Annotated in this window: 23 protein-coding genes and 1 tRNA gene; 14 read left to right on the top strand and 10 right to left on the bottom strand. The window is 69.0% G+C overall.

Going from position 1 to position 19,288, the window contains the following annotated elements; genetic code table 11:
* Positions 1-27 precede the first annotated feature (27 nt).
* The 7 genes from QSK34_RS22875 (at position 28) to QSK34_RS22845 (ending at position 6,050) form a co-directional block, all read left to right on the top strand.
* On the top strand, positions 28-2,199 hold the full coding sequence (locus QSK34_RS22875) for a nucleotide-binding protein (RefSeq protein WP_285586395.1): 2,172 nt from the start codon (positions 28-30) through the stop codon (positions 2,197-2,199).
* A 79-nt stretch (positions 2,200-2,278) separates the two neighbouring features.
* A tRNA-Ser gene (locus QSK34_RS22870) sits at positions 2,279-2,367 on the top strand.
* 343 nt (positions 2,368-2,710) lie between these two features.
* Positions 2,711-2,941: a hypothetical protein gene (locus tag QSK34_RS22865; protein ID WP_285586725.1), complete on the top strand. Its 231-nt coding sequence runs from the start codon at positions 2,711-2,713 to the stop codon at positions 2,939-2,941.
* A gap of 4 nt (positions 2,942-2,945) precedes the next feature.
* A complete protein-coding gene (locus tag QSK34_RS22860; RefSeq protein ID WP_285586709.1) occupies positions 2,946-3,173 on the top strand; it encodes an SDR family oxidoreductase in 228 nt (75 codons plus the stop codon).
* A gap of 192 nt (positions 3,174-3,365) precedes the next feature.
* On the top strand, positions 3,366-4,613 hold the full coding sequence (locus QSK34_RS22855; protein WP_285586393.1) for a hypothetical protein: 1,248 nt from the start codon (positions 3,366-3,368) through the stop codon (positions 4,611-4,613).
* 602 nt (positions 4,614-5,215) lie between these two features.
* Entirely contained in the window at positions 5,216-5,593 is a 378-nt protein-coding gene (locus QSK34_RS22850; RefSeq protein WP_285586390.1) for a VOC family protein, read from the top strand.
* A 100-nt stretch (positions 5,594-5,693) separates the two neighbouring features.
* Positions 5,694-6,050: a hypothetical protein gene (locus tag QSK34_RS22845; protein WP_285586388.1), complete on the top strand. Its 357-nt coding sequence runs from the start codon at positions 5,694-5,696 to the stop codon at positions 6,048-6,050.
* Here QSK34_RS22845 and QSK34_RS22840 read toward each other — a convergent pair.
* Both QSK34_RS22840 and QSK34_RS22835 read right to left on the bottom strand, forming a co-directional pair.
* Entirely contained in the window at positions 6,047-6,694 is a 648-nt protein-coding gene (locus QSK34_RS22840) for a hypothetical protein (protein ID WP_285586387.1), read from the bottom strand. The genes QSK34_RS22845 and QSK34_RS22840 overlap by 4 nt on opposite strands.
* A gap of 60 nt (positions 6,695-6,754) precedes the next feature.
* On the bottom strand, positions 6,755-8,425 hold the full coding sequence (locus QSK34_RS22835; protein WP_285586386.1) for a purple acid phosphatase family protein: 1,671 nt from the start codon (positions 8,423-8,425) through the stop codon (positions 6,755-6,757).
* Positions 8,426-8,667: 242 nt separating this feature from the next.
* Here QSK34_RS22835 and QSK34_RS22830 point away from each other — a divergent pair, with 242 nt between their 5' ends.
* The 4 genes from QSK34_RS22830 (at position 8,668) to QSK34_RS22815 (ending at position 11,020) form a co-directional block, all read left to right on the top strand.
* Positions 8,668-9,159 carry a hypothetical protein gene (locus QSK34_RS22830; protein ID WP_285586385.1) on the top strand — a complete coding sequence of 164 codons (492 nt, stop codon included), beginning with the start codon at positions 8,668-8,670 and terminating at the stop codon, positions 9,157-9,159.
* A gap of 83 nt (positions 9,160-9,242) precedes the next feature.
* The gene (locus tag QSK34_RS22825) at positions 9,243-9,689 is read left to right on the top strand and encodes a DUF4383 domain-containing protein (protein WP_285586384.1); all 447 of its coding nucleotides are present in this window, start codon (positions 9,243-9,245) and stop codon (positions 9,687-9,689) included.
* Positions 9,690-9,767: 78 nt separating this feature from the next.
* The gene (locus QSK34_RS22820) at positions 9,768-10,223 is read left to right on the top strand and encodes a DUF6789 family protein (protein WP_285586382.1); all 456 of its coding nucleotides are present in this window, start codon (positions 9,768-9,770) and stop codon (positions 10,221-10,223) included.
* Positions 10,220-11,020, top strand: coding sequence for an SDR family NAD(P)-dependent oxidoreductase (locus QSK34_RS22815; protein WP_285586380.1), 801 nt, complete (start codon positions 10,220-10,222; stop codon positions 11,018-11,020). The genes QSK34_RS22820 and QSK34_RS22815 overlap by 4 nt, the downstream gene beginning before the upstream one ends.
* A gap of 27 nt (positions 11,021-11,047) precedes the next feature.
* Here the strand turns inward: QSK34_RS22815 and QSK34_RS22810 are convergent, their stop codons facing one another.
* Together QSK34_RS22810 and QSK34_RS22805 are read right to left on the bottom strand one after the other, a co-directional pair.
* Positions 11,048-11,434, bottom strand: a complete 387-nt coding sequence (locus QSK34_RS22810; protein ID WP_285586379.1) for an STAS domain-containing protein — start codon at positions 11,432-11,434, stop codon at positions 11,048-11,050.
* A gap of 169 nt (positions 11,435-11,603) precedes the next feature.
* Entirely contained in the window at positions 11,604-12,089 is a 486-nt protein-coding gene (locus tag QSK34_RS22805; RefSeq protein ID WP_285586376.1) for a DUF2231 domain-containing protein, read from the bottom strand.
* 221 nt (positions 12,090-12,310) lie between these two features.
* On the opposite strand from QSK34_RS22805, the gene QSK34_RS22800 reads away from it, so the two are divergent.
* Together QSK34_RS22800 and QSK34_RS22795 are read left to right on the top strand one after the other, a co-directional pair.
* On the top strand, positions 12,311-12,508 hold the full coding sequence (locus QSK34_RS22800) for a DUF2795 domain-containing protein (RefSeq protein WP_285586374.1): 198 nt from the start codon (positions 12,311-12,313) through the stop codon (positions 12,506-12,508).
* Positions 12,509-12,517: 9 nt separating this feature from the next.
* The gene (locus tag QSK34_RS22795; protein ID WP_285586372.1) at positions 12,518-13,198 is read left to right on the top strand and encodes a YqjF family protein; all 681 of its coding nucleotides are present in this window, start codon (positions 12,518-12,520) and stop codon (positions 13,196-13,198) included.
* Here QSK34_RS22795 and QSK34_RS22790 read toward each other — a convergent pair.
* The 6 genes from QSK34_RS22790 to QSK34_RS22765 form a co-directional block, all read right to left on the bottom strand.
* Complete coding sequence (locus tag QSK34_RS22790; protein ID WP_285586370.1) at positions 13,195-14,646, bottom strand: aminotransferase class I/II-fold pyridoxal phosphate-dependent enzyme; 1,452 nt, start codon at positions 14,644-14,646, stop codon at positions 13,195-13,197. The genes QSK34_RS22795 and QSK34_RS22790 overlap by 4 nt on opposite strands.
* Before the next feature lie 62 nt (positions 14,647-14,708).
* Entirely contained in the window at positions 14,709-15,917 is a 1,209-nt protein-coding gene (locus QSK34_RS22785) for a hypothetical protein (RefSeq protein ID WP_285586368.1), read from the bottom strand.
* Positions 15,914-16,474, bottom strand: a complete 561-nt coding sequence (locus QSK34_RS22780; protein WP_285586366.1) for a hemerythrin domain-containing protein — start codon at positions 16,472-16,474, stop codon at positions 15,914-15,916. Before QSK34_RS22780 ends, QSK34_RS22785 begins: the two co-directional genes overlap by 4 nt.
* A gap of 162 nt (positions 16,475-16,636) precedes the next feature.
* On the bottom strand, positions 16,637-17,263 hold the full coding sequence (locus QSK34_RS22775; RefSeq protein WP_285586363.1) for a cation efflux transmembrane domain-containing protein: 627 nt from the start codon (positions 17,261-17,263) through the stop codon (positions 16,637-16,639).
* Positions 17,260-17,613: an ArsR/SmtB family transcription factor gene (locus tag QSK34_RS22770; protein WP_285586361.1), complete on the bottom strand. Its 354-nt coding sequence runs from the start codon at positions 17,611-17,613 to the stop codon at positions 17,260-17,262. Before QSK34_RS22770 ends, QSK34_RS22775 begins: the two co-directional genes overlap by 4 nt.
* Positions 17,600-17,986, bottom strand: a complete 387-nt coding sequence (locus QSK34_RS22765; protein WP_285586360.1) for a VOC family protein — start codon at positions 17,984-17,986, stop codon at positions 17,600-17,602. Before QSK34_RS22765 ends, QSK34_RS22770 begins: the two co-directional genes overlap by 14 nt.
* 39 nt (positions 17,987-18,025) lie before the next feature.
* Between QSK34_RS22765 and QSK34_RS22760 the strand changes: the two genes are divergently transcribed.
* On the top strand, positions 18,026-19,288 hold the full coding sequence (locus QSK34_RS22760) for a hypothetical protein (RefSeq protein ID WP_285586358.1): 1,263 nt from the start codon (positions 18,026-18,028) through the stop codon (positions 19,286-19,288).

The following is a 19,288-nucleotide window of genomic DNA, read 5'->3' as shown; positions in this document are numbered from 1 at the left end:
TTTAGCCCATCCCGAGGGGGAAACACGGTGGCACGACACGATCGTGAGGATCCCCACTCGCTCGAAGACCAGCTCGCCTGGCTCGACGCGATCAAGGAGATGCCCGACGAGGTCGACATCGCGGTGTCCGCGGTGACGGCGTCGTCGCTGGCAGCGTCCCAGCAGCCCGCGCCGCCGAGCGACGAGGTGCCCTCGCCCTACCCGAAGGACCCGTGGCGGTCCGTCCCGGCCGAACCGGCGCCGTTCCGCGCGGTCGCCGCCGTCGACGAGCCGCCCGCGACCGACAACGGGGTGGAGACGCTCGACCCGCTGCCGTTCGGGAACGGGCGCGGGGCGTTCGGGGACTCCCCGATCGACACCGACTCCTACAACGTGGGCGCGTTCGGCGAACGGCCCCCGGCCGAGCCCGACCCCTCCGACGAGCCGGTACGCGGCTGGCTGGAGCCGGCCGTGCCGGTGTCCGACGAGCCGTCCGACTCGGGACGCTTCCCCCGGCCCGACGCCGAGACGGGGCGCTTCTCGCCCGAGACGGTGTCCGACCTGGCGAGCTACGGACGCAACGACACCGACCCCGGGAGCTTCGCCCTGCGTTCGGACGGCGAGTCCGACTCGGGCGGCTTCACGTTCTCGCGGAGCGACACCGACCGGGTCTCGCGGCCGGAGAGCGACTCGGACTTCGATTCCGGGCCTTTCGGCCTTTCGCGCTCCGACAGCGACCGCGTGACGCGGACCGAATCCGACTCGGGGTCTTTCGGCCTCTCGCGCGCCGACACCGACCGGGACTCCGGGTCTTTCGGTCTCTCGCGCTCTGACACCGACTCGGGGCATTTCGGCTTCCCGCGTGACACCGACCGGGTGTCGCGGCCCGACTCCGAGTCCGGCCGGTTCTCCTGGCCCGGCACCGAGGCCGAGGAGACCCCCGCCGCCGAGGACACCGACCCCGGCGACCGGTTCCGGCCCATCAGGGACGCCGAGGAGCCGTTAAGGGGATCCCTGCGGGAGAACCTCAGCACGCCGGCCGAGGCCGCCCCCGGTCCCGGGGAGGCCTTCCGGTCTTCGGCGCGGGAGGCGCTGGACGCGTACACCAGAGAGGTTCAGCCGCCGGTCTCGGAGTCGCGCGAGATCGCCGAGCGCGAGCCCTACCAGCCGCGCCGCCGCCAGCCCGACAACCTGCCCGCACCGGCCTTCTCGACCCCCTCGCGGGCCCTCGTGCCCCGCTCGTCGAAGCCCTCGGCCGACAGCCTCGACCCCGCGACCCTCCTCAAGGGCCGCAAGGACGGACCCGCCACCGGCTGGCGCCGCGTCGTCTTCAAGGCGACGGCCGGCTTGATAAAGCCCGGCGAGGCCCCCGAGGTGCGGCGCCGCCAGGAGCTGGTGTCGCGGGCACGCACCCCCGTCTCGGCCGGCCACCACCGTGTGGCGGTGCTCAGCCTCAAGGGCGGCGTCGGGAAGACCACCACGACCGTGGGCCTCGGCGCGACGCTGGCACAGGTCCGCGGCGACCGCGTGATCGCCGTCGACGCCAACCCCGACCGTGGGACGCTCTCCGACAAGGTCGAGCTCGAGACCTCGGCGACCATCCGTGACCTGCTGAACGAGCGCGGGGACATCCGGCGGTACGTCGACATCCGGGCCTTCACCTCACAGACGCCTTCGCGGCTCGAGATCCTCGGGTCCGACCGGGATCCTTCCGTGTCGGAGGCTTTCTCCGCTGAGGACTATCAGGCGGTTTCGGCCGTTCTGGAGAACTTCTACTCGATCTGCATCACCGACTGCGGGACGGGGTTGCTGCACTCGGCGATGTCCGGCGTGCTCGGGCTCGCCGACCAGCTGGTGCTCGTCAGCAGTCCTTCCGTCGACGGGGCGCGGGCGGCTTCGGCGACGCTCGACTGGCTTGAGGCGCACGACTACGGGGATCTTGTCCGGTCGGCGACTGTGGTGCTCTGTAGCGTGCGGCCCCGGTCCAAGTCGACCGTCGACCTCAAGCGGCTTGAGGCGCACTTCGCGGCTCGGTGCCGGGCTGTGGTTCGGGTGCCTTATGACCCGCACCTTGAAGAAGGGGCGGAGATCGACCTGGAGAGGTTGCAGGAGCCTACCCGGGCCGCGTTCCTGCGGCTGGCGGCTTCTGTGGGGGACGGGTTCGCTGGAGGGCCGGGGCTTGGGGAGCGGCGGTACTCCGAGATCCCGGATCACATCTAGTGGCGTGGCTCTCCCGTCCTCTGGTGGGGGCGGGAGAGAGTAGGGTTGCGTTCTGTGGCACCCCCCTTGGGGGTGCTTTGGAGAGCTCGCCTAGTGGACGATGGCGGCGGTCTTGAAAACCGCTAGGGGCGGTGACGTTCCTCGTGGGTTCGAATCCCACGCTCTCCGCCTAGCTTGGGAAACGTGGTCTGACCTGCTCTGATAGGTGGCGGGTGGCCTGGGTGATCATTTCTTGGGCGTGCAGCCGTGAGCCGTCGTGGCCGGCTGCATGTCGTTGATCACGGGATGATCTTGGTGATGTTTCCCCAGGTGATTAGGCCCGTAGACGCATCTCCCTACGATCACCTTGCGGTGGACGATGTCCGGCTCAGAGTGGTCGGCTGCGACATCCAGACGGCGGCGAACAGCGAGACTGTGGCGCTGGTACGCGAGGCAGGCGGCCAGATGACGGGAGTCGCCCCCATCGACCCGACCGACCCCCGACCAGGCCCACCAGGTGGTGGAGGAGGCCGTGGCCGTCCATGGAGGCCTGGACGTGGTCTACAACAACGCGGCCCTGCTCGGCTTCTCGATCGCCGACTGGCACACGACGATCGCGGGCGAACTGGACATCCCCTTCCTCGTGTCCAAGTTCGCCTGGCCCACCTGGTGCAACGCGGCGGCGGCGTCATCGTCAACGTGGCCTCCATGGCCGGCCAGATCGCAGGCAGCGCTGCGGCCAACGCGGGCGTCATCGGCATGACCCGCTGAGTGGCGTTGGAGGGAGCCCTCACGGAATTCGCGCCGTGGCCGTCAGCTCGGGCCCGGTGCTGACCCCCGCGAGCGAACGAGACCTGGCCGACGACCAGGCCCTGCTCAAGCGCTTCGCCCGCCCGGAGGAGATCGTGGACCTGGTGGTCTTCCTGGCCTCGGACCGAGCGTCGTACATGACCGGCGCCAATTACCTGGTCGACGACGGCGCGACCGCCTGCTGACCTACCGCCTCTATGCGCGCTTGATATGAGGCTCAACCGGAACGTGTTGACCGAGGTCGCGTGACTATTTACGGTGCTTTCGACTCATCGCGCCGGAAGTGGCGCCATCAACACTGACGGGGTGTTCAAAACGGGGGATCGACTTCAGTCGACTTCGCCATGCCTTGAATGAGGTAAATCGGAGGACAGTACATGGCTACATCAAAGTCGGTATTCGCCTTGATCCTCATCGCGATCTTCGTAGTTCCAACTGTTCCACCGGCTCAGGCGCACGAGCTCCAAGCGCCCACGTCCGAAATCACGGTCAACAGCCTCAAGCGTCCGAATCTCGAACTCTCCCGGGCCCTGGCAGCCGCGGCCATGCCAGGCGTCCGGCGGACGCCGATCCTCTCGGGAACTCTCCTGGACGAAGCGGGCGAACCCATCAGGGATACCCCGCTGCGCCTGGACCTCGAACCGTCGCGCGAGGTCACCGCCGCCACGGCAGCGGGTGTCGGCATCGAGGTCATCAAGCTCGACGAGACCACCACTGACGGCAGCGGCGCCTTCACGTTCGACACCCCGGCGCTGACCTCGCTCGACGGCTACATCGACGCCTCGGGGCGGGTCTCCGTCCTCGTCACCTCCGCGGGCGGGCAGCACGCGGTCATGCGCAGGACGTATTTGTATCCCCCATCGAGAAAAGCGGCACGCTGGCTAAGTGCCGGCCCAACCGGTGCGGAATCACCCGACCGCCGCCTCGCCGCAAGCTCCGGCGCACCCCGTCTGCAACTGACCGGCCATCGCTCCACCACGTCGATTCCCAACCCGGGGAAATACTGCCCCGACGGCTACGGCGGCTACTCCTGGAGGAAGTCGAGCCTCCCGGTCATCAAACGCTGGGTCCCGCTCCAGACCGTGTACACGAGATCGAAGACCACCGCCCTGTACGAGTGGTCGACGACCGCGAAGACCTCGGTCGAAGCGGTGGCCGTCGTCAGCGGCCAAGGCCGTGAGTTCAAGGCCGGATACACGCACGCGCAGACCGTCTCCAGCGGAGTCAAATTCAAGATCGGCACCAACCAGAACGTCCGCCTTCGGGCCGAGTTCGAGTTCAGAACATGGGATCTTGTGTGTGTCGACAACGTCACGCTCAAAACCAAGCTCGTAGGAGTCTTCGAGTGGCGCCCGGACCGCTTCACGGGAGGAAACTCAAAGCAGTCTCTCAAGAGCGTCTGGCCCTGCAAGTCGGATAACACCACCCAGATCGGAAGCGACACGTGGGTGTCGCGAGACTCCACCCACACGGCGTCGGCCTCGATAAAGATCGGAAACGTCAGCGTCGGAGCCAGCCAGGAGAACGGCAGTTCCTGGAAGATGACCTGGAAGCCCAAGAAAAAGACGAAGATCTGCGGAAACAACGACGTCCCCATCCACGCCGCCCAGGTCCGCGAGAAGTAATGAAGCATCCAGGACCGCCGCCGTGATCCGGCCCGTCTGAGCGGTATCGACCGTCGACGCCGCGTCGTCAAATGTGCACGAGATCGATTCAAAGCGCGGCCGGCACTTCCTGGGCGCCGTCCAAGAAGCCCGCGAAAGGATGCCCAGGAGAGGTTGCCGGCTTGCGCCCATCCGCGCACGCGTCCCGGGCGCCAAGCAGTGGGCGCCAGCCACGCTGGGGGCGATCGGAGGCCCAGGGCTTCGCCCAGGTCCATGGGATGGCGTGGGCTGAGGGGCAAGGAATGAGGAAGGTCGCGTAACCCGGAGGTTGGCGGCGCGCCAAGCGAGGCACGCGGCGGTCAGGGGTGCCACAGCTCCAGCAGTGGGATGAGCCGGCAGTCGCTGCCGATTCATGATCAAAACTGCTAGGAGTGGTGACATTCCTCGTGGGTTTGAATCCCACGCTCTCCGCCTAGCTCGGATAACGACCTCGCCTATCGGCCGTCATCCGGCGTTGAGCCGGAGGTTCACCACGGCGAGAAATCTCCGCGTCGGCTGAACACCGTCTGCCGGGGTAGCTCCCACACCTCGTAAGCACCGAGTCCACGACTCCTGGGGGCACCGTGACGAGCCGATTCGCGCAGTGGACGATCGACGTGATCGACAGCCGGAAGATGGCCGCGTTCTGGTCGCAGGCACTCGGTTACGAGATCGAGCACGACGGGAGCAGCCCGCACCTGTGGCCCCCGTCCGACGCCCCGTCCGGGTCGCTGACGGTCTGGCTCCAGGAGACGGGCAAACCCAAGAACGGCAAGAACCGTAACCATCCCGACCTCCATGTCCCAGCCGGACAGGTGGACGACGAAGTCGAGCGACTGATCGGCTTGGGGGCCAGACGAGTCGACGTCGGCCAAAGGGGAGACGAGGGGTTCGTCGTGCTGGCCGACCCGGAGGGCAACGAGTTCTGCCTGCTCTATCGGAGGCACCCTCAGGGTGCCTAGTGAGGCAGGGCTCAGGCTGGGGCTCAGGTGTCATCGCCGGATATGAGGGCAGCTCTGACGTCCGTTCAGGACAGAAGCCATCTGCCAAGGAGCGTGTGCCATGGCCGGTACGCACCTCGAAGGCAAGGTCAGGATGCCGAAGTTCAGCCGGGCCTATTCTTTTGCGCTGGTGACCGGAGCGTTCTTCCTGATCTCCTGGATCGGCCAGTTCATCTTCCAGGCGGTCGCGTTCGCCGGCGAGCAGAGTGATCACGGCCGGGACTTCGCCTGGGCGGACCATCTGCCGCAGTTCATGGCCTCCACCCGGAGTTCCTGCAGCTCCTATGGCAGACCGCGGGGTCTGGCGGTGCTCTACTACTGGGGTTCCTCCCAGTCCAGGGAGAGCGATGAACGCATCGAGGCCAAACTCGACGCGCTGCTGAGGGAACGCGGCATCGATCCGGCCGATCCGCGTTAGATCACCGCGCTCGCGATCCGCCGGCGCCGTACCAGCACGAATCCGCCGATGAGCGCAGCCGCGCCGGCAGTGCCGGCGGCCACGGTGAGCACCGCCGTGGGTGTTCCTCCGCCCGAGGCGGTGAAGCGGAGCCGGGTGGTCGGCTGGCGTGCCGTATAGAGCGCCTGCGACGGGGCGGCCGGCGTCTCGGCGGTCAGCATGGTCCGGTAGTTCTCGTTGAGGTCGGTGAGGGCGCTCACCGTGACGTCCAGGTCGACGGCCGGTTGGGGGCAGTCGAAGGTGAACCGGGCGCCCTGGACGACCAACTGCTCCAGCGACTCAAGCCGGCCCGGACACGGCCTCCCGCCCTGCGCGACGGTGATCCGGTCGAGCAGGTAATCCCGCACCGCCGCGGACCGTTGCAGTTTCTGTTCGCCCGTGAGGGTCGTCGACACCGTTCCGGTGACCGGGTTCTCGAATGCGCCGACCGACTGGCCGAGCGCGACCCAGTCGTCCTCGGCGGCCAGCCAGGAGATGGCCACGTGGGAGCCGTCGACGCTGATCCGCGCGGTGGACGGCGGGCCGAAGGGATGCGCGGCGGCCGGTACGGCGACGGTCGTCGCCACGGCGAGCAGTGCGCAGGCCAGGCGGGTGCGGAAGGTCACGGGGTCTCCTGTCGGGGCGGAGCCGGGCCGGCGGCGGGTGCGCCGGCCCGGTCCTGGGTGCTACTTGACCGTGATCACCGGGCTGGTGATCTTCTGGGTGGCGCTCTCCAGGTACACCCGGTAGGTGCTGTCCTTGTCGAGGTCGGCCGGCAGCTTGAAGCCGTAGGTCAGCTTGCCGAGCGCGTCGGCGGTCTGGGTGCCGACGTAGATCCGGCTGTCGACCGTGCCCTTGGTGCGGAGGAGGTAGACCTTGACCTTCTCGGCCGCGTCGTAGCCGAAGGCGGTGGCGGTGAGCTGCTCGCCCGGCTCGACGCTGGTCTTGTCGACGGTGACCTGCTCGCCGGTGTTGCCGTCGACGAGCTCGGTGACGGTGCGCTCACCGGCGTCGTTCTTGCGGATCAGGAAGCCGTCGTGGTGCTCGCCGTTGGCGTAGCGGGCCTCGAAGCGGATCTGGTCCTTGTCGACGTCGATCATCTGGTAGAGCTGCGTGTTCTCGCTGGTGCTGATCACCTCGGCGCCGTTGCCAGTCCAGTTCACGCCGCCGTTGAGCTCGTACATCTTGCCGCCGGAGACGGAGACCACGTACGAGACGCCGTTGTGCGTGGTCGCGGACTGGCGGGCCGACTTCAGGTTGCCGCGGCCGTACGAGTGGTCGTGGCCCTGGAGCACCAGGTCGACGCCGTACTTCTCGAACAGCGGGGCCCACTGGGCGCGGACCACGGGGTTGTTGCGGGTGCCCGTGTTGGAGTAGACGGGGTGGTGGAAGGTCACCACGGTCCACTTGTTCGGGTTGTCCTTGAGCAGGCCCTCCAGCCAGGCGGTCTGCTTGGCCATCAGCTCGGGGATGGACTGCACGTTGGTGTTCAGGCCGATGAAGCGGACGCCCTGGTAGTCCACGTAGTACGCGGTCTTCGCGATGTTCTGGGCGCTCGGGTAGTCGGTCCAGGCGGGGCCGTTGTCCGGGTAGGGGAACTGCGGCACCCAGAACGACGACAGCGCGGAGCCGCTGTACTCGTGGTTACCGGTGATGGAGAGGTTGTTGACCTGGCTGTCGATGAAACCGCCGGCCTTGAACCACTGGCCCCACTGCTCCTCGCTGTTGGCGGAGTCGATGAGGTCACCGGCGTTGACGATCAGCTTGGCCTGCGGCCGGTCGGCGAACGCCTGGCGGAACACCCGGGGGACGGCCGAGTCGATGTAGTTCTGCGCGTCGCCGTAGTAGATGAAGGAGAACGGCTGGAAAGCGGCGGCGGCGGTGGTGAAGTCGTTCCACTCGCTCCAGTTGGTGCCGTCGCCTACGCGGTAGGTGTACCGGGTGGCGGGCTTGAGGCCGGTGAACTCGACCGTGTGGTACGTCGAGGCGTACCCGAGGGTGGTGTTGACCGGGGTGCTCGACTGCGCCTTCACGTTGGTGACGGCGCCGGCGGCGGGGGCGACCTCGCCCAGCGCGCGAGGCGACTCCAGGATCTCGGCCTGGGCGAACTCGGCGGTGGTCTCGGCCCGCCACGTGACCTTCTGGGACGAGGAAGGCGTGGTGGTCGGGGTGAGGATGACCCGGTCGGGCATCGGGGTGGGCTTGTGGATCTCGGCGGCGGGGAACTTCGGCGGTGCGGCGGCGCCGAACGCCATCGGGCTGAAGGCGATACCGCCGACGAGCAGCGCGCTGGCGCCGATCACGGTCAGTTTGGCCTTCCGGGTCCGCAGGGACCAGGGTCGGGTGGCGTCACTCACGTCGAGCTTCACTCCTGAGGAAAGGGGACTGCATCCCACCGAGGGGCACGATGGGGATGTCCGAATCCACGCAGAATCGGTTGGCCAAAGATCGGCCGGAAGCTTGCCGCAGAGTGAACTGACGATCTCCGTCGCGCCGTTGTGAGCAACGTCACCCGAGGTCACGCGGGGGGAGGCGAGCCGTCATCCGGCCGACACCCGGCGTTGTGGTGATATTTCACATGGTCCGCCAGCCTGCACAGGTGTCGATGACCGTAGCCCGGCGGCCGCACCGCCTTCTGACGATGGCGCCGGCCGTGCTCGCGCTCGGCGCGCTCTTCGTCATCCCGGCCGCGCCCGCCGTCCAGAAGGGCGACGACTTCCTGACCCCCGAGACGACCGGCGTGCTCAACCTGGAGCCGGGCGAGTGCTTCACCGACCCGGAGTACTCCCCGGCGGCGGGCGAGGAGATCGTCCTCTACACGACCTGCGACCAGCACGCCGACAACCAGTCCTACGGCTTCGTGCACGCCGACGACGGGCCCTACGACCGTGTCGCGCTGGCCGATTTCGGCTGGACCAGCTGCAAGCGGGGTTTCGTGAACTACTGGCCCGGTGCGGCGGGGGCCGAGCTCGACTACTACCCGATCCTGCCGACCGCCGAGACCTGGGCGGACGGCGACCGCGACATCATGTGCGTGGTCTACGACCCCCGCGGTGAGCTGGGCGGCTCGATGTTGCCCCGCGCCTCGTGATTGCGGCGGGCGGAGCCGGGTAGCGGCGGGACACCAGCACAACAGTCGCGCTGCGAGCACTCCCTGTCCTGACAGGAGTTCTCATGAACACTCCCGCGTCCAACCGGACCCGTTCCCCCCTTCGCCAGGCCTCGCTGATCGCCGGTGTCGTCTTCCTGCTGGTCGGCTTATTGGGCTTCATCCCCGGTGTCACCACCAACTACGACACCATGGAGTTCGCCGGCCACCACTCGGAGGCGCTGCTGCTCGGCGTCTTCCAGGTCTCGATCCTGCACAACATCGTCCATCTGCTCTTCGGCGTGGCCGGCATCGCCGCCGCCCGCACCGCCTCGGCGGCCCGCGCGTTCCTCATCGGCGGCGGGGTGGTCTACCTGCTGCTGTTCGTGTACGGCCTGATCGTCGACCACGATGACGACGGCAACTTCGTGCCCCTGAACACGGCCGACAACTGGCTGCACCTGGCCCTCGGCCTCGGCCTGCTCACCCTCGGCGTGGTGTTGTCCCGCCCCGGCCGCCGTGAGCACGCCTGAACGTGTAGCGCCTGGTAGGAGGGGTACGGCCGCCCGAAAGCACCCCCGTCCAGGAGAACCCCGGGAGAAGGTGCCCCAATGAGGAGACTGAGCGCGGGCGCGGTCGGCGGTCTGCTCGCCACCGGCGCGATGAGCGTCGTCATGCTGGCGGGTCGCGGCACGGGACTGATGAGCGAGCAGCCGCCCAAGCGCATCGTCCGGACCCTGCTGCCGGGGTCGCGCCACCGGCCCAAGCCGGCCGAGAAACCGCTCGCGGTGGTGTCCCACTTCGGGTTCGGCGCCGCGGCGGGCAGCGCTTTCGCGCTGCTGACCCGGCGGCGCCGGCCGCCCGCGCTACTCGGCGCGGTCTACGGGCTGACCATGTGGCTGGCCTCCTACCAGGGATGGGTGCCCGCTGTGGGCGCCCTGCCCCCGGCGTCACGCGACCGTCCGGCGCGGCAGGCCGTCATGGCGCTGGGGCACGTCGTCTACGGCATGACGCTCAGCACGGCGCTGAACCGACTCAGCGACACACCACGGAAGGATCTGTCATGAGCATGCCCAGCACGCGGCCACTGGCCCTGGTGACCGGCGCGTCGAGCGGAATCGGCTACGAACTGGCCAGGCAGTTCGCCAAAAACGGCTTCGACCTGGTCGTGGCGGCCGAGGACGAGCGTCTGCTGGAGGCGGCCCGGAACCTGGAGGACATGGGGGCCGCGGTCTCGACGGTCCGGGTCGATCTGGCCCACCACGAGGGGGTCGAGGAGCTCCACCTGCGCGCCACGGCGTCGGGCCGTCCGATCGAGGCGGTGGCGATCAACGCGGGGGTCGGCGTCGGGGGCGACTTCGCCCGCGAGACCGACCTCGACGCGGAACTCAAGCTGATCAAGCTCAACGTCGTCTCGGCCGTTCACCTGGCCAAGCTGGTCCTGCCGGAAATGATCAAAAACCATCGAGGGCGGGTGTTGGTCACCTCGTCGATCGCCGGCACGATGCCCGGGCCCTTCCACGCCGTCTACGCCGCGTCCAAGGCGTTCCTGTACTCCTTCGCCGAATCGATCCGCGAGGAGCTCAAGGACACCGGGGTCACCGTGACCGCGCTGCTGCCCGGCCCGACCGACACCGACTTCTTCCGCCGGGCGGGGATGGAGGACACCAAGGTCGCTTCGGCGGACAAGGACGACCCGGCCGAGGTCGCGCGCCAGGGGTTCGAGGCCCTGATGGCCGGTGACGACCACGTCGTCGCTGGGTCGAAGAAGAACCTCGCGCAGACCATGGCCGGCAAGGTGCTGCCGGAGACGTTGAAGGCGCGCATGACCCGCCGGATGACCGAGCCCGGACGCGGCGACTGAGCGATCGGCCGGTCCCGCGTGCCTGGATCAGGGTTGTATACGAATCGGCGGGGATCCGGCGGCCGGGTAGAGCTCCTGTACGAGCGTCGCGATGCGGCGAAGACCCCTGTTGGGCCGGGCGACGACGAGTTCGCTTCCGTGGCCGGCCACCATGTCGTTGATCTCCGACAGCGACCGGAAGCCGCAGACGTCGCAGAACCGCAACCCTCGGGCGTCCACGACGATCCGGCGCACGCCCTTGGCGGGCAACGGAAGCAATGTCGCCTCCAGCAACGGCGCCGTGTAGAGGTCGAGTTCGCCGTCGACGACGGCGACGACCGTCTGAGTGCCGACGGAGAGGAACCGCACGGACAGTTGGCGCGGAACGGCGACGTCGGACAGCTCGCGGCCGGGGTCGCGCGTGATGGAATCCATGGTGTCGTACTCCCAAAGTCGCCTGCACCGTTCCTCACCGAGGTCAGGCGTAATGGGGTGGGCCGGGTTCCCGTCGGGCCGGACTGGGTTCCGTCCCCGCCGACGTGTCGCGTTAATCGCGTCCCGCCGCAAACATTCAGCGTAGATCCGCCCAGTGCGGATCACCGGTTCAGGCGGCGCGCCGGTGGGTCAACGAGCTGGGGGCGTCGACGTTCGCGCCCTCGTGGACGCCGACACCGAGCCGGTCGACCAGTTCGCCGCCCAGCCATCCGGTCACCCCGCCCAGCACCACTCCGGCGAAGCTCAGGACGAGCGCCAGAGCGCCCGGAACCCAGTCCACGGAGTTGGCGCGCAGCAACCAGCTCCCCAGGAAGAGCAGCAGCACCACCACGTTGCCGAGTCCGTGCAGGGCGCCGATGCGCTTGGCGCGGCTGCGTGCCGGGATGGCGAGCCAGTCGACCAGCCCGAAGATCCCCGCGATCACGCCTCCGATGAGGCCGGCCGCCATGACGTAGGCGGCGGCCAGCGAGAAGTCCCGGCCACCGGTGAACAGATGGATGATGTCGAAGATCACCGCTGTGACCAGCAGGCCCAGCGGGAAGACGATGAGGACCTGATGGATCGGATGACCCAGGGCCTTGGCTTTGCTGTCCATGGCGTGCCCCTTCCCAAGGGGTGAGCCGACGAGATGGCACGCTGTTCGGCCAGGTCCGCATCCTTACCCGTGGCTCCGCGCGCCATCCCTCTTTGGGCCGCCAATCTTGGAACCCGGCATGTTTGCCCATGTCATCGCGGGTAGGGATGACTGACCATCCGCGACGAGAGGACGATGACATGCAACACGATCCCGCTCACGCGCCCGGCTCGCCTGAGGGAATGACGTCGCGCGAAGTCGACAGCCGCAGCGAACTGGCCAAATGGATCAGCGGGACGCACGTCTTCCCGGCCGACCGTGCCGCCCTGCTGAAGCAGGCCCAGTCCGAAGGCGCCCCGGACGAGGTCCTGGACCTCGTGCGCTCGATCCCCGACCGCACGTACGAGAACCTGCAGGACGTCGTCGACGAACTCGGCTAGACCGCGAACATGGTCACTCTGCCGGTGATGTACCAGAGCTGGTCGCACATCACCTTTCTGCACTGGCGTTTTCCGGCCGACCTGATCCAGTCCCTGCTGCCGCCCGGCCTCACCGCCGAGCGGCATGACGGGTCGGCCTGGGTCGGGCTGACGCCCTTCCTCATGGAGGACGTGCGGCCTCCGGTCGTGCCGGCGCTGCCCTGGTTGTCCCGGTTTCCCGAGACCAACGTGCGGACCTACGTCCACGACGAACAGGGGCGCGGCGGCCTGTGGTTCCTGTCGCTGGACGCCGCCCGGCTGCCCGCCGTGGCGGCCGGGCGGGCCGGGTACCGGTTGCCCTACCACTGGTCGGCCATGTCGGTGCGGGTGGACGCCGACCGCGTCGCCTACCGGTGCAGGAGGCACGGCCGGGCCGGGATCAGCGGCGACGCCGACGTCGAGATCGGCGAGCCCGTGGCCCCGGAGGCGCTGACCGACTTCCTGACGGAGCGTTACCGGCTGTTCACCGTGGTCGCCGGGCGGCTGGCCACCGCCGAGGTGGAGCACCCGCGCTGGTCCCTCCGCCGGGCACGGGTCACCGCCCTCGACCAGAACCTGCTCCAGGCGGCGGGCCTGTCCGCCGATGCGGCTCCGATCGCCCACACGTCGGCGGGTGTCCGCGTGCGGGTGGGCAGGTGGCGCTGGTGCTAGTCCTTGACGACGTGGATCGTCTTCAGTGAGGAGTCCCACGCGTCCGGGATGACCATGCCCGAGCGCAGGCCCGTGGTCAGGTAGGTCAGCACGTCGTCGGTGAGGCGTTCGCCCGGCAGGGCGGCCGGGATGCCCGGCGGGTAGGGCGTGAGCATCTCGGCGGAGATCCGTCCGGCGGCCTCGTCCACGGAGACCTGCTCGATCTCGGCGAAGAAGGCGTCCCGGGGCGGTATGACCTGCTCCAGGCGCAGGTCGCCGGGCACCCGCACCTCGGCGGCCGGCATGTCGGCGGCGTGCGTGGCGAGGTCGCGCAGGGCGGAGAGCAGCGCCTCGGCCGACTTCTCGTCGTCGGCGTGGCTGAGCTGGGCGCTGATCCGGCGGTGGTCGGACAGGTGCATGTTGATCTGGTGGTGTTCCCGCAGCCAGTCGGCCATCACGTATCCGGACGCGCCGGTCGCGGAGATGTCGATGACCACCTGGAGCGGGTCCATGTCCGCGGTCAGGTGCCCGTACTCGGCGCGGCCGTACACGTGGAAGCCGTCGATGTCGTTCACGGCGGCGCGCACGTGGTGGGCCAGCGCCAGGGCGCGGTCGTAGATCGCGTGACCGTGCTCGACCATCTGCCGCCGCCAGCCGTCGAGCGCGGCGTAGATCAGCACTGACGAGCTCGTGGTGTTGAGCAGGTCGGAGCGGGCCTTGAGCAGGGCGGGATCGATGCGGTCGCCCTGGAGGTGGAAGACCGAGCTCTGCTCCAGGGCCGAACCCATCTTGTGCACGGACGTCACGCACATGTCCGCGCCCGAGTCCATCGCCCAGGTCGGCAGGTCGGGATGGAACGGCAGGTGGGCGCCCCAGGCCTCGTCCACGAGAAGCGGTCTGCCGTGCTCGTGGCACACGCGGGTCAGCCCCGACAGGTCGGCGCAGGTGCCGTACGGCGTCGGGCTGATCACCAGGACGCCCTTCGCGTCGGGATGGGCCTCCAGGGCGGCGGCGAACGCCTCCACCGACGGCGGGTGGGCCAGTTGCCGCTCCTGATCCCACGTCGGGTCGACCCAGACCGGGACCACCCCCGTCAGGACCAGCCCGGAGCCGACCGACTTGTGCGCGTCGCGGCCGATGATCAGTTTCTCTCCCGGCCCGGCCGTCGCCATGATCGCCGTCTTGACCGAGAGCGAGCTGCCGCAGGTGCTGAAGAAGGCATGGTCGGCGTCGACGGCATGGGCCATCAGCTCCTCGGCCTCCTGCACGATGCCGCCGGTCGACTGCCGGTCGTCGAGCCCGGCCGTGGCCAGCACGTCCGACCGGAACACGTCCATGCCCATGACCTCGGCGACCCGGGGATCGACCCCTCGTCCCTGTTTGTGGCCGGGCGGGGTGAACGGAGTCTGCCCGCTGGCATGGTAGGCGGCGAGGGCTTCCAGAATGGGTGCGCGTGAATGGTCCACCATTGGGGCCCTTCCCGGCATGTCCGGGAAAAGCCCCGATCGTCAGGTGATTTCTTCCGGACGCGTCAGGTGGGCCGGTTCATCCGCAGGCTCGGCACCGGGTGCGGTCCCTCGGTCTCCAGCCGGTACTCGTGTCCCGACTTCATGGCGTTCTCCGAGATGATCAACTCCGAGGCGGGCTTCTCGTCGTCCATGACGGCCCGCTGCATGGCCTCGAAGCGTTCGTGGGCCTCCTGGACGTAGCCCGTCCCGATCGTGGTGTAGTCGATCTGGGTGGCGAGCAGTTCGCGCAGGTAGGCCTTGTTCGGTTCGAAGGTGACCGGGGCCGGCAGCGCCGGTGCCAGGACCTGCTCGGGGTCGCGGCCGTCGTGGCGTTTGAACATCTCGGCCGCCAGGCGCAGGTGTTCCAGCTCCATGTTGAGGTGGAGCTCCCAGATCGCCTTGATCCTCGGGTCGGACTCGGTCTCCATGAAGGAGTGGTAGAGGTAGCACTCGTTGTACTCGTGGTTGAGCAGCATCTCCCACCAGGTCTCGCCGGGGTCGACGAGGGATTCGTAGTGGGTGACGTGCTCCTCCTCGATCATCCCGATCTCCTGATAGAGCTGGCGGGCGATCGGTTCCATGTAGAGCGGGCCGACGTTCATGTAGAAGTTCATGGTCTGCTGCTCGGCCGCCATGATCGTGAGGGCGTGCAGCTTGGAGATCGGCGCGGCCGCGTCCTTGTCGTAGTTCTGGCGGACGTTGTCGACCGGGTTCCGGTGGTGCAGGTAGGTCGGCCGTCCCGGCATGACCTCGGTCAGCCCGTCGACGATCTTCTCGGCCTTGCGGTGCTCGATCATCTCGTAGAGGTTGGCGTACCGGTAGAGGTGGTCGAAGTCCTCCAGCACGCCGAACTGGTAGGCCTGTTTGAGGTAGGGGTCGGGTTCCATCCGGGCGACCCAGGCGGTCAGGTCGACCGCGACCTGCTCGTAGGCGATCGTGGTCTCCAGCACCGAGGCCAGCCCGGGCAGCAGCCAGTTGACGGCTTTCTGCTGCTGGGCCTCGATGTAGCGGACCCGGGCGAGCTGCTGTTTCATCTCGATGCTGGGGCAGTGGCGGGCCATGTGGTGGCTGAAGAAGATCGCCTCGGTCTCGATGCCGTTCATCGTGATGATCCGGCAGCGCGTATAAGGGTCGGCCTCGTCGGGATCGATGGGCATCACCGCGAGCTCCCGCCAGGTGCGAACCTGCTCGTCGAGCGGGATGCCGCGCTCGCGCAGCGGGTTGAACGTCATTTGCCCTCTCCCATGGCCTTGCGAATGGCGTCGCGGGCCCGGTCCATGATCGCCATGGGCGCGCCGAGCAGCAGGTTCTTGGTGGCCGACTCGACGCCGGGATGGGGCCGGGTGGGCGCCATCTTCTCCGCGGCCTGGACGGCGGCGGTCATCTTCGTCAACCGGGCGGGATCGCCTTCGCGGGTCAGGTGGGGGAACTCGTAGCGCTCCTCCGCGCGGGCGTGCGTCAGCACGTCCTTGCGCAGCACCTCCAGGTGCTTGAGGAAGTCGGGGTGCTGCGAGCCCATCTCGTCGAGGTCGGACAGCAGCTGCTTGGCCTCGTTCTCCTCCCGCAGCCGGTCGTCGACGATCCCGTCGCCTCCGTCGACGACCTGCCGCACGTACGGGTGGACGAGCTCCTCCTCGGCCGTCTCGTGGACGGCGAGCAGGTGGACCAGCCGGCGGAAGGCCTCCTCGCGGGCGTCCCCCTCTGCGGCCTCGACTTCGGCGAACAGGTCTTTGATCTCCGAATGCTGGCGGATCAGAAAGGCCACCACATCGGCGTGCTGAGCGTTCATGGACTTCCCTAACCGGGACATTTGGCGCACTCTTCGGACAACCGGCAGATACCCCAGAGTGGTCGAAACTTAACGCTCAGTTACGATCGCCGGAAAGGGTTGAAGGCAACCGCGCCGGGTACGCGGTCCTCTTCACCTGGGACACTGATCACCGGGACGGGATCAGCCGTCGCAGGAGCCGGTCGCGCAGCAGGCGTCGCCGCGCCACGCCTCGCGGCCTTCCTTGACCGCGACGGCCGCGATGACCAGGGCGGCGATCGGGTCGGCCCACGCCCAGCCGAACAGGCTGTTGAGCGCCAGGCCCACGAGCAGGACACCGGACAGGTAGGTGCACAGCAGGGTCTGCTTGGAGTCGGCGACGGCACTGGCCGAACCGAGTTCGCGTCCGGTCCGGCGCTGCGCGTACGACAGGAACGGCATGACGACGAGAGAGAGCCCCGCCAGGACGAGCCCGGCGGTGGAGTGTTCGGCCTCGCCCGCACCGAGCAGGGCGCGCACGGCGTCGAAGGTCACATAGGCGGCCAGGGCGAAGAAGGAGACCGCGATCACCCGCAGGGCCGTTCGCTCGCGGCGCTCGTGGTCGGCGACGGAGAACTGCCAGGCCACGGCGGCGGCCGAGGCGACCTCGACCAGGGAGTCGAGGCCGAAGCCGATGAGGGCGGCCGAAGAGGCGACGGTCCCGGCGGTGATCGCCACCGCCGCCTCGACGACGTTGTAGGTGATCGTGGCGGCGACCAGCCAGCGGATGCGGCTCCGTAACCTCGCCCGGCGGGCCGGGACGGTGGTCACCGCATCTCCCCGGCCGGGCGCAGGGTCACGTCGTGGCCGGTGGCCGCGAGCAGGTGCTCGGCCGAGGCGAGCAGGTCCATCAGTTCGGGGCGGGTGAGGGCGTAGAAGGACTGGCGGCCTTCGGTCCGGTAGTCGACGAGCCCGCAGCCGCGCAGGCAGGCCAGGTGCTTGGAGACGGTCGACTGGGCCAGCCCGAGCTCCGTGGTGAGGTCGACGACCCGGGCCTCGCCCCGGCTGAGGCGCTGGACGATGCGCAGGCGGGTCTCGTCTCCCAATGAATGGAACAGGGCGGCCGCGGGGGAGACGCCGGCCGCGATGTCCGCACTGACACAGAGCCTATCCATCGCCATTCGGCGATGATAGCGCCGAATGGTCATTCGACACCAGGCAGAACTCGTTGCCCTCGGGGTCGCGCATGACCTGGAAGGAGCCCTGGGCGTCGGTGCGCAGGGGCCCGCTCTCCCTCGCGCCCCAGGCGACGGCCGTGGCCGCCGCGACGGCGACGTCGGCGACCTCGACGTCCAGGTGGGCCCGGTTCTTGCCGGTCTTCGGCTCGGGCACCCGCTGGAACGCGATCCGCACCACACCGTCCACATATGACCACGAGGGATCACGGTGGACCGGCGGCGTGCCGAGCAGCCTGCCCCAGAAGACGGCGAGGGAGGCCGGGTCGGCGCAGTCGACCACGAGCTGGGCGGGCCTGCCGAGGGGGATCGTGTCCATGCGCCGTAGCCTAGGACGCCCGCGTGCGAGACTCGCGGGATGAGAGCGGCCGCATGTCTCTTAGCCGTGGCGGTCGTCGCCGGTTGTACGTCCGCGCCGGAGGCGCCCGTCCGCACGACCGCCGCGCCCACTCCCACGCCCACCCCCGCGGCCGCGCTCCCGCCCCTGCCGGCCCGGTCGGCGGGCTGCGAGCTTCCCGGTGAGAAGGCCGACGACCTGCGCGCGGCCGACGTCCGCACCGCATGGCGGCCGGTCTGGATCGACGAGGAGCGCGGCTCGATGTCGCTGCTCGCGGCGGCCCCCGACGGGGCGTTGTGGTCGACCTACCGGAGCGTGAAAGAAGAGGACGGCGCCCTCGTGAGCAGGGACGGCGGGGTGCGCCGGTGGGACGGCTCCAGGTGGGAGACCTTCCAGATCCCGCAGGCCCGGCCGCCACGTTGGCAGACCAACGTGGCGGTCGCGGCGGCCTCCGCCGATCAGGCGTGGGTGTTCGGCGTGTCCAACGGCAAGTCGCCCAAGGAGACCGCCGGAGTCGTCGCCGCCTTCGCGGACGGCGTATGGCGCGCGGAACCGCTGCCCGAACCGGCCGCGCGCTCGGTCGGCTGGGCCGACACCACCGCGCGTGCCGTCGACGGTGAGGCGTGGGCCGTGAACGGCCCGACGGCGGTGTCGTGGACGGGAGGTCAGTGGCGTCAGCACCCGCTGCCCGCGGCGGCCGGGGCCCTGAGCTCCGGAGGCGGGGAGTTGTGGGCGGTCAGCGGGCAGAACGGCGAACCCGCGGCGCTGCGCCGGGAGTCCGGGGCGTGGCGCCGGATCACCACGCCACCGTTCGAGCCGCCCGCCGACGTGACCCTGCCGCGCGCCACCCTGAGCGACGTCGTGGTGCTCGGCGCCGACGACGTCTGGGTCGTCGGCGGTCTGTCCTGGACCGTCCTGGACGAGTACGACGAGGAGAACGAGCCCGTGGAGAAGGGCCACCCGCTGGCGATGCACTGGGACGGGAAGGGCTGGACCTGCGACTGGGGGCCGTTGACCTCCACCGCCGGCCGGATGACCCGCTTCGGCCAGGCCGAGCCCGACGGCAGGGGAGGGCTCTGGGTGATCGGGCAGAGGGATGTGCTCTGGCATCTGGACGGTCGCCGCTGGACCCGCCACCGGTTGCCCGCGCCGCCCGGGGCGGAGCCGCGCGTCCACTCGCTGGCCTGGCGGCCCGGCAGCAGGGAGGTGTACGCCGTGGGATCGGTGGTCACCAAGGGGGCGAACAACTCCGAGATCTCGCACGCCGCCCTCTGGCGCTCTTGA

It is taken from the genome of Herbidospora sp. NBRC 101105, from assembly GCF_030269205.1.
Classification (GTDB): Bacteria; Actinomycetota; Actinomycetes; order Streptosporangiales; family Streptosporangiaceae; genus Herbidospora; species Herbidospora solisilvae.
This window is presented reverse-complemented; position numbering and strand designations above follow the sequence as displayed.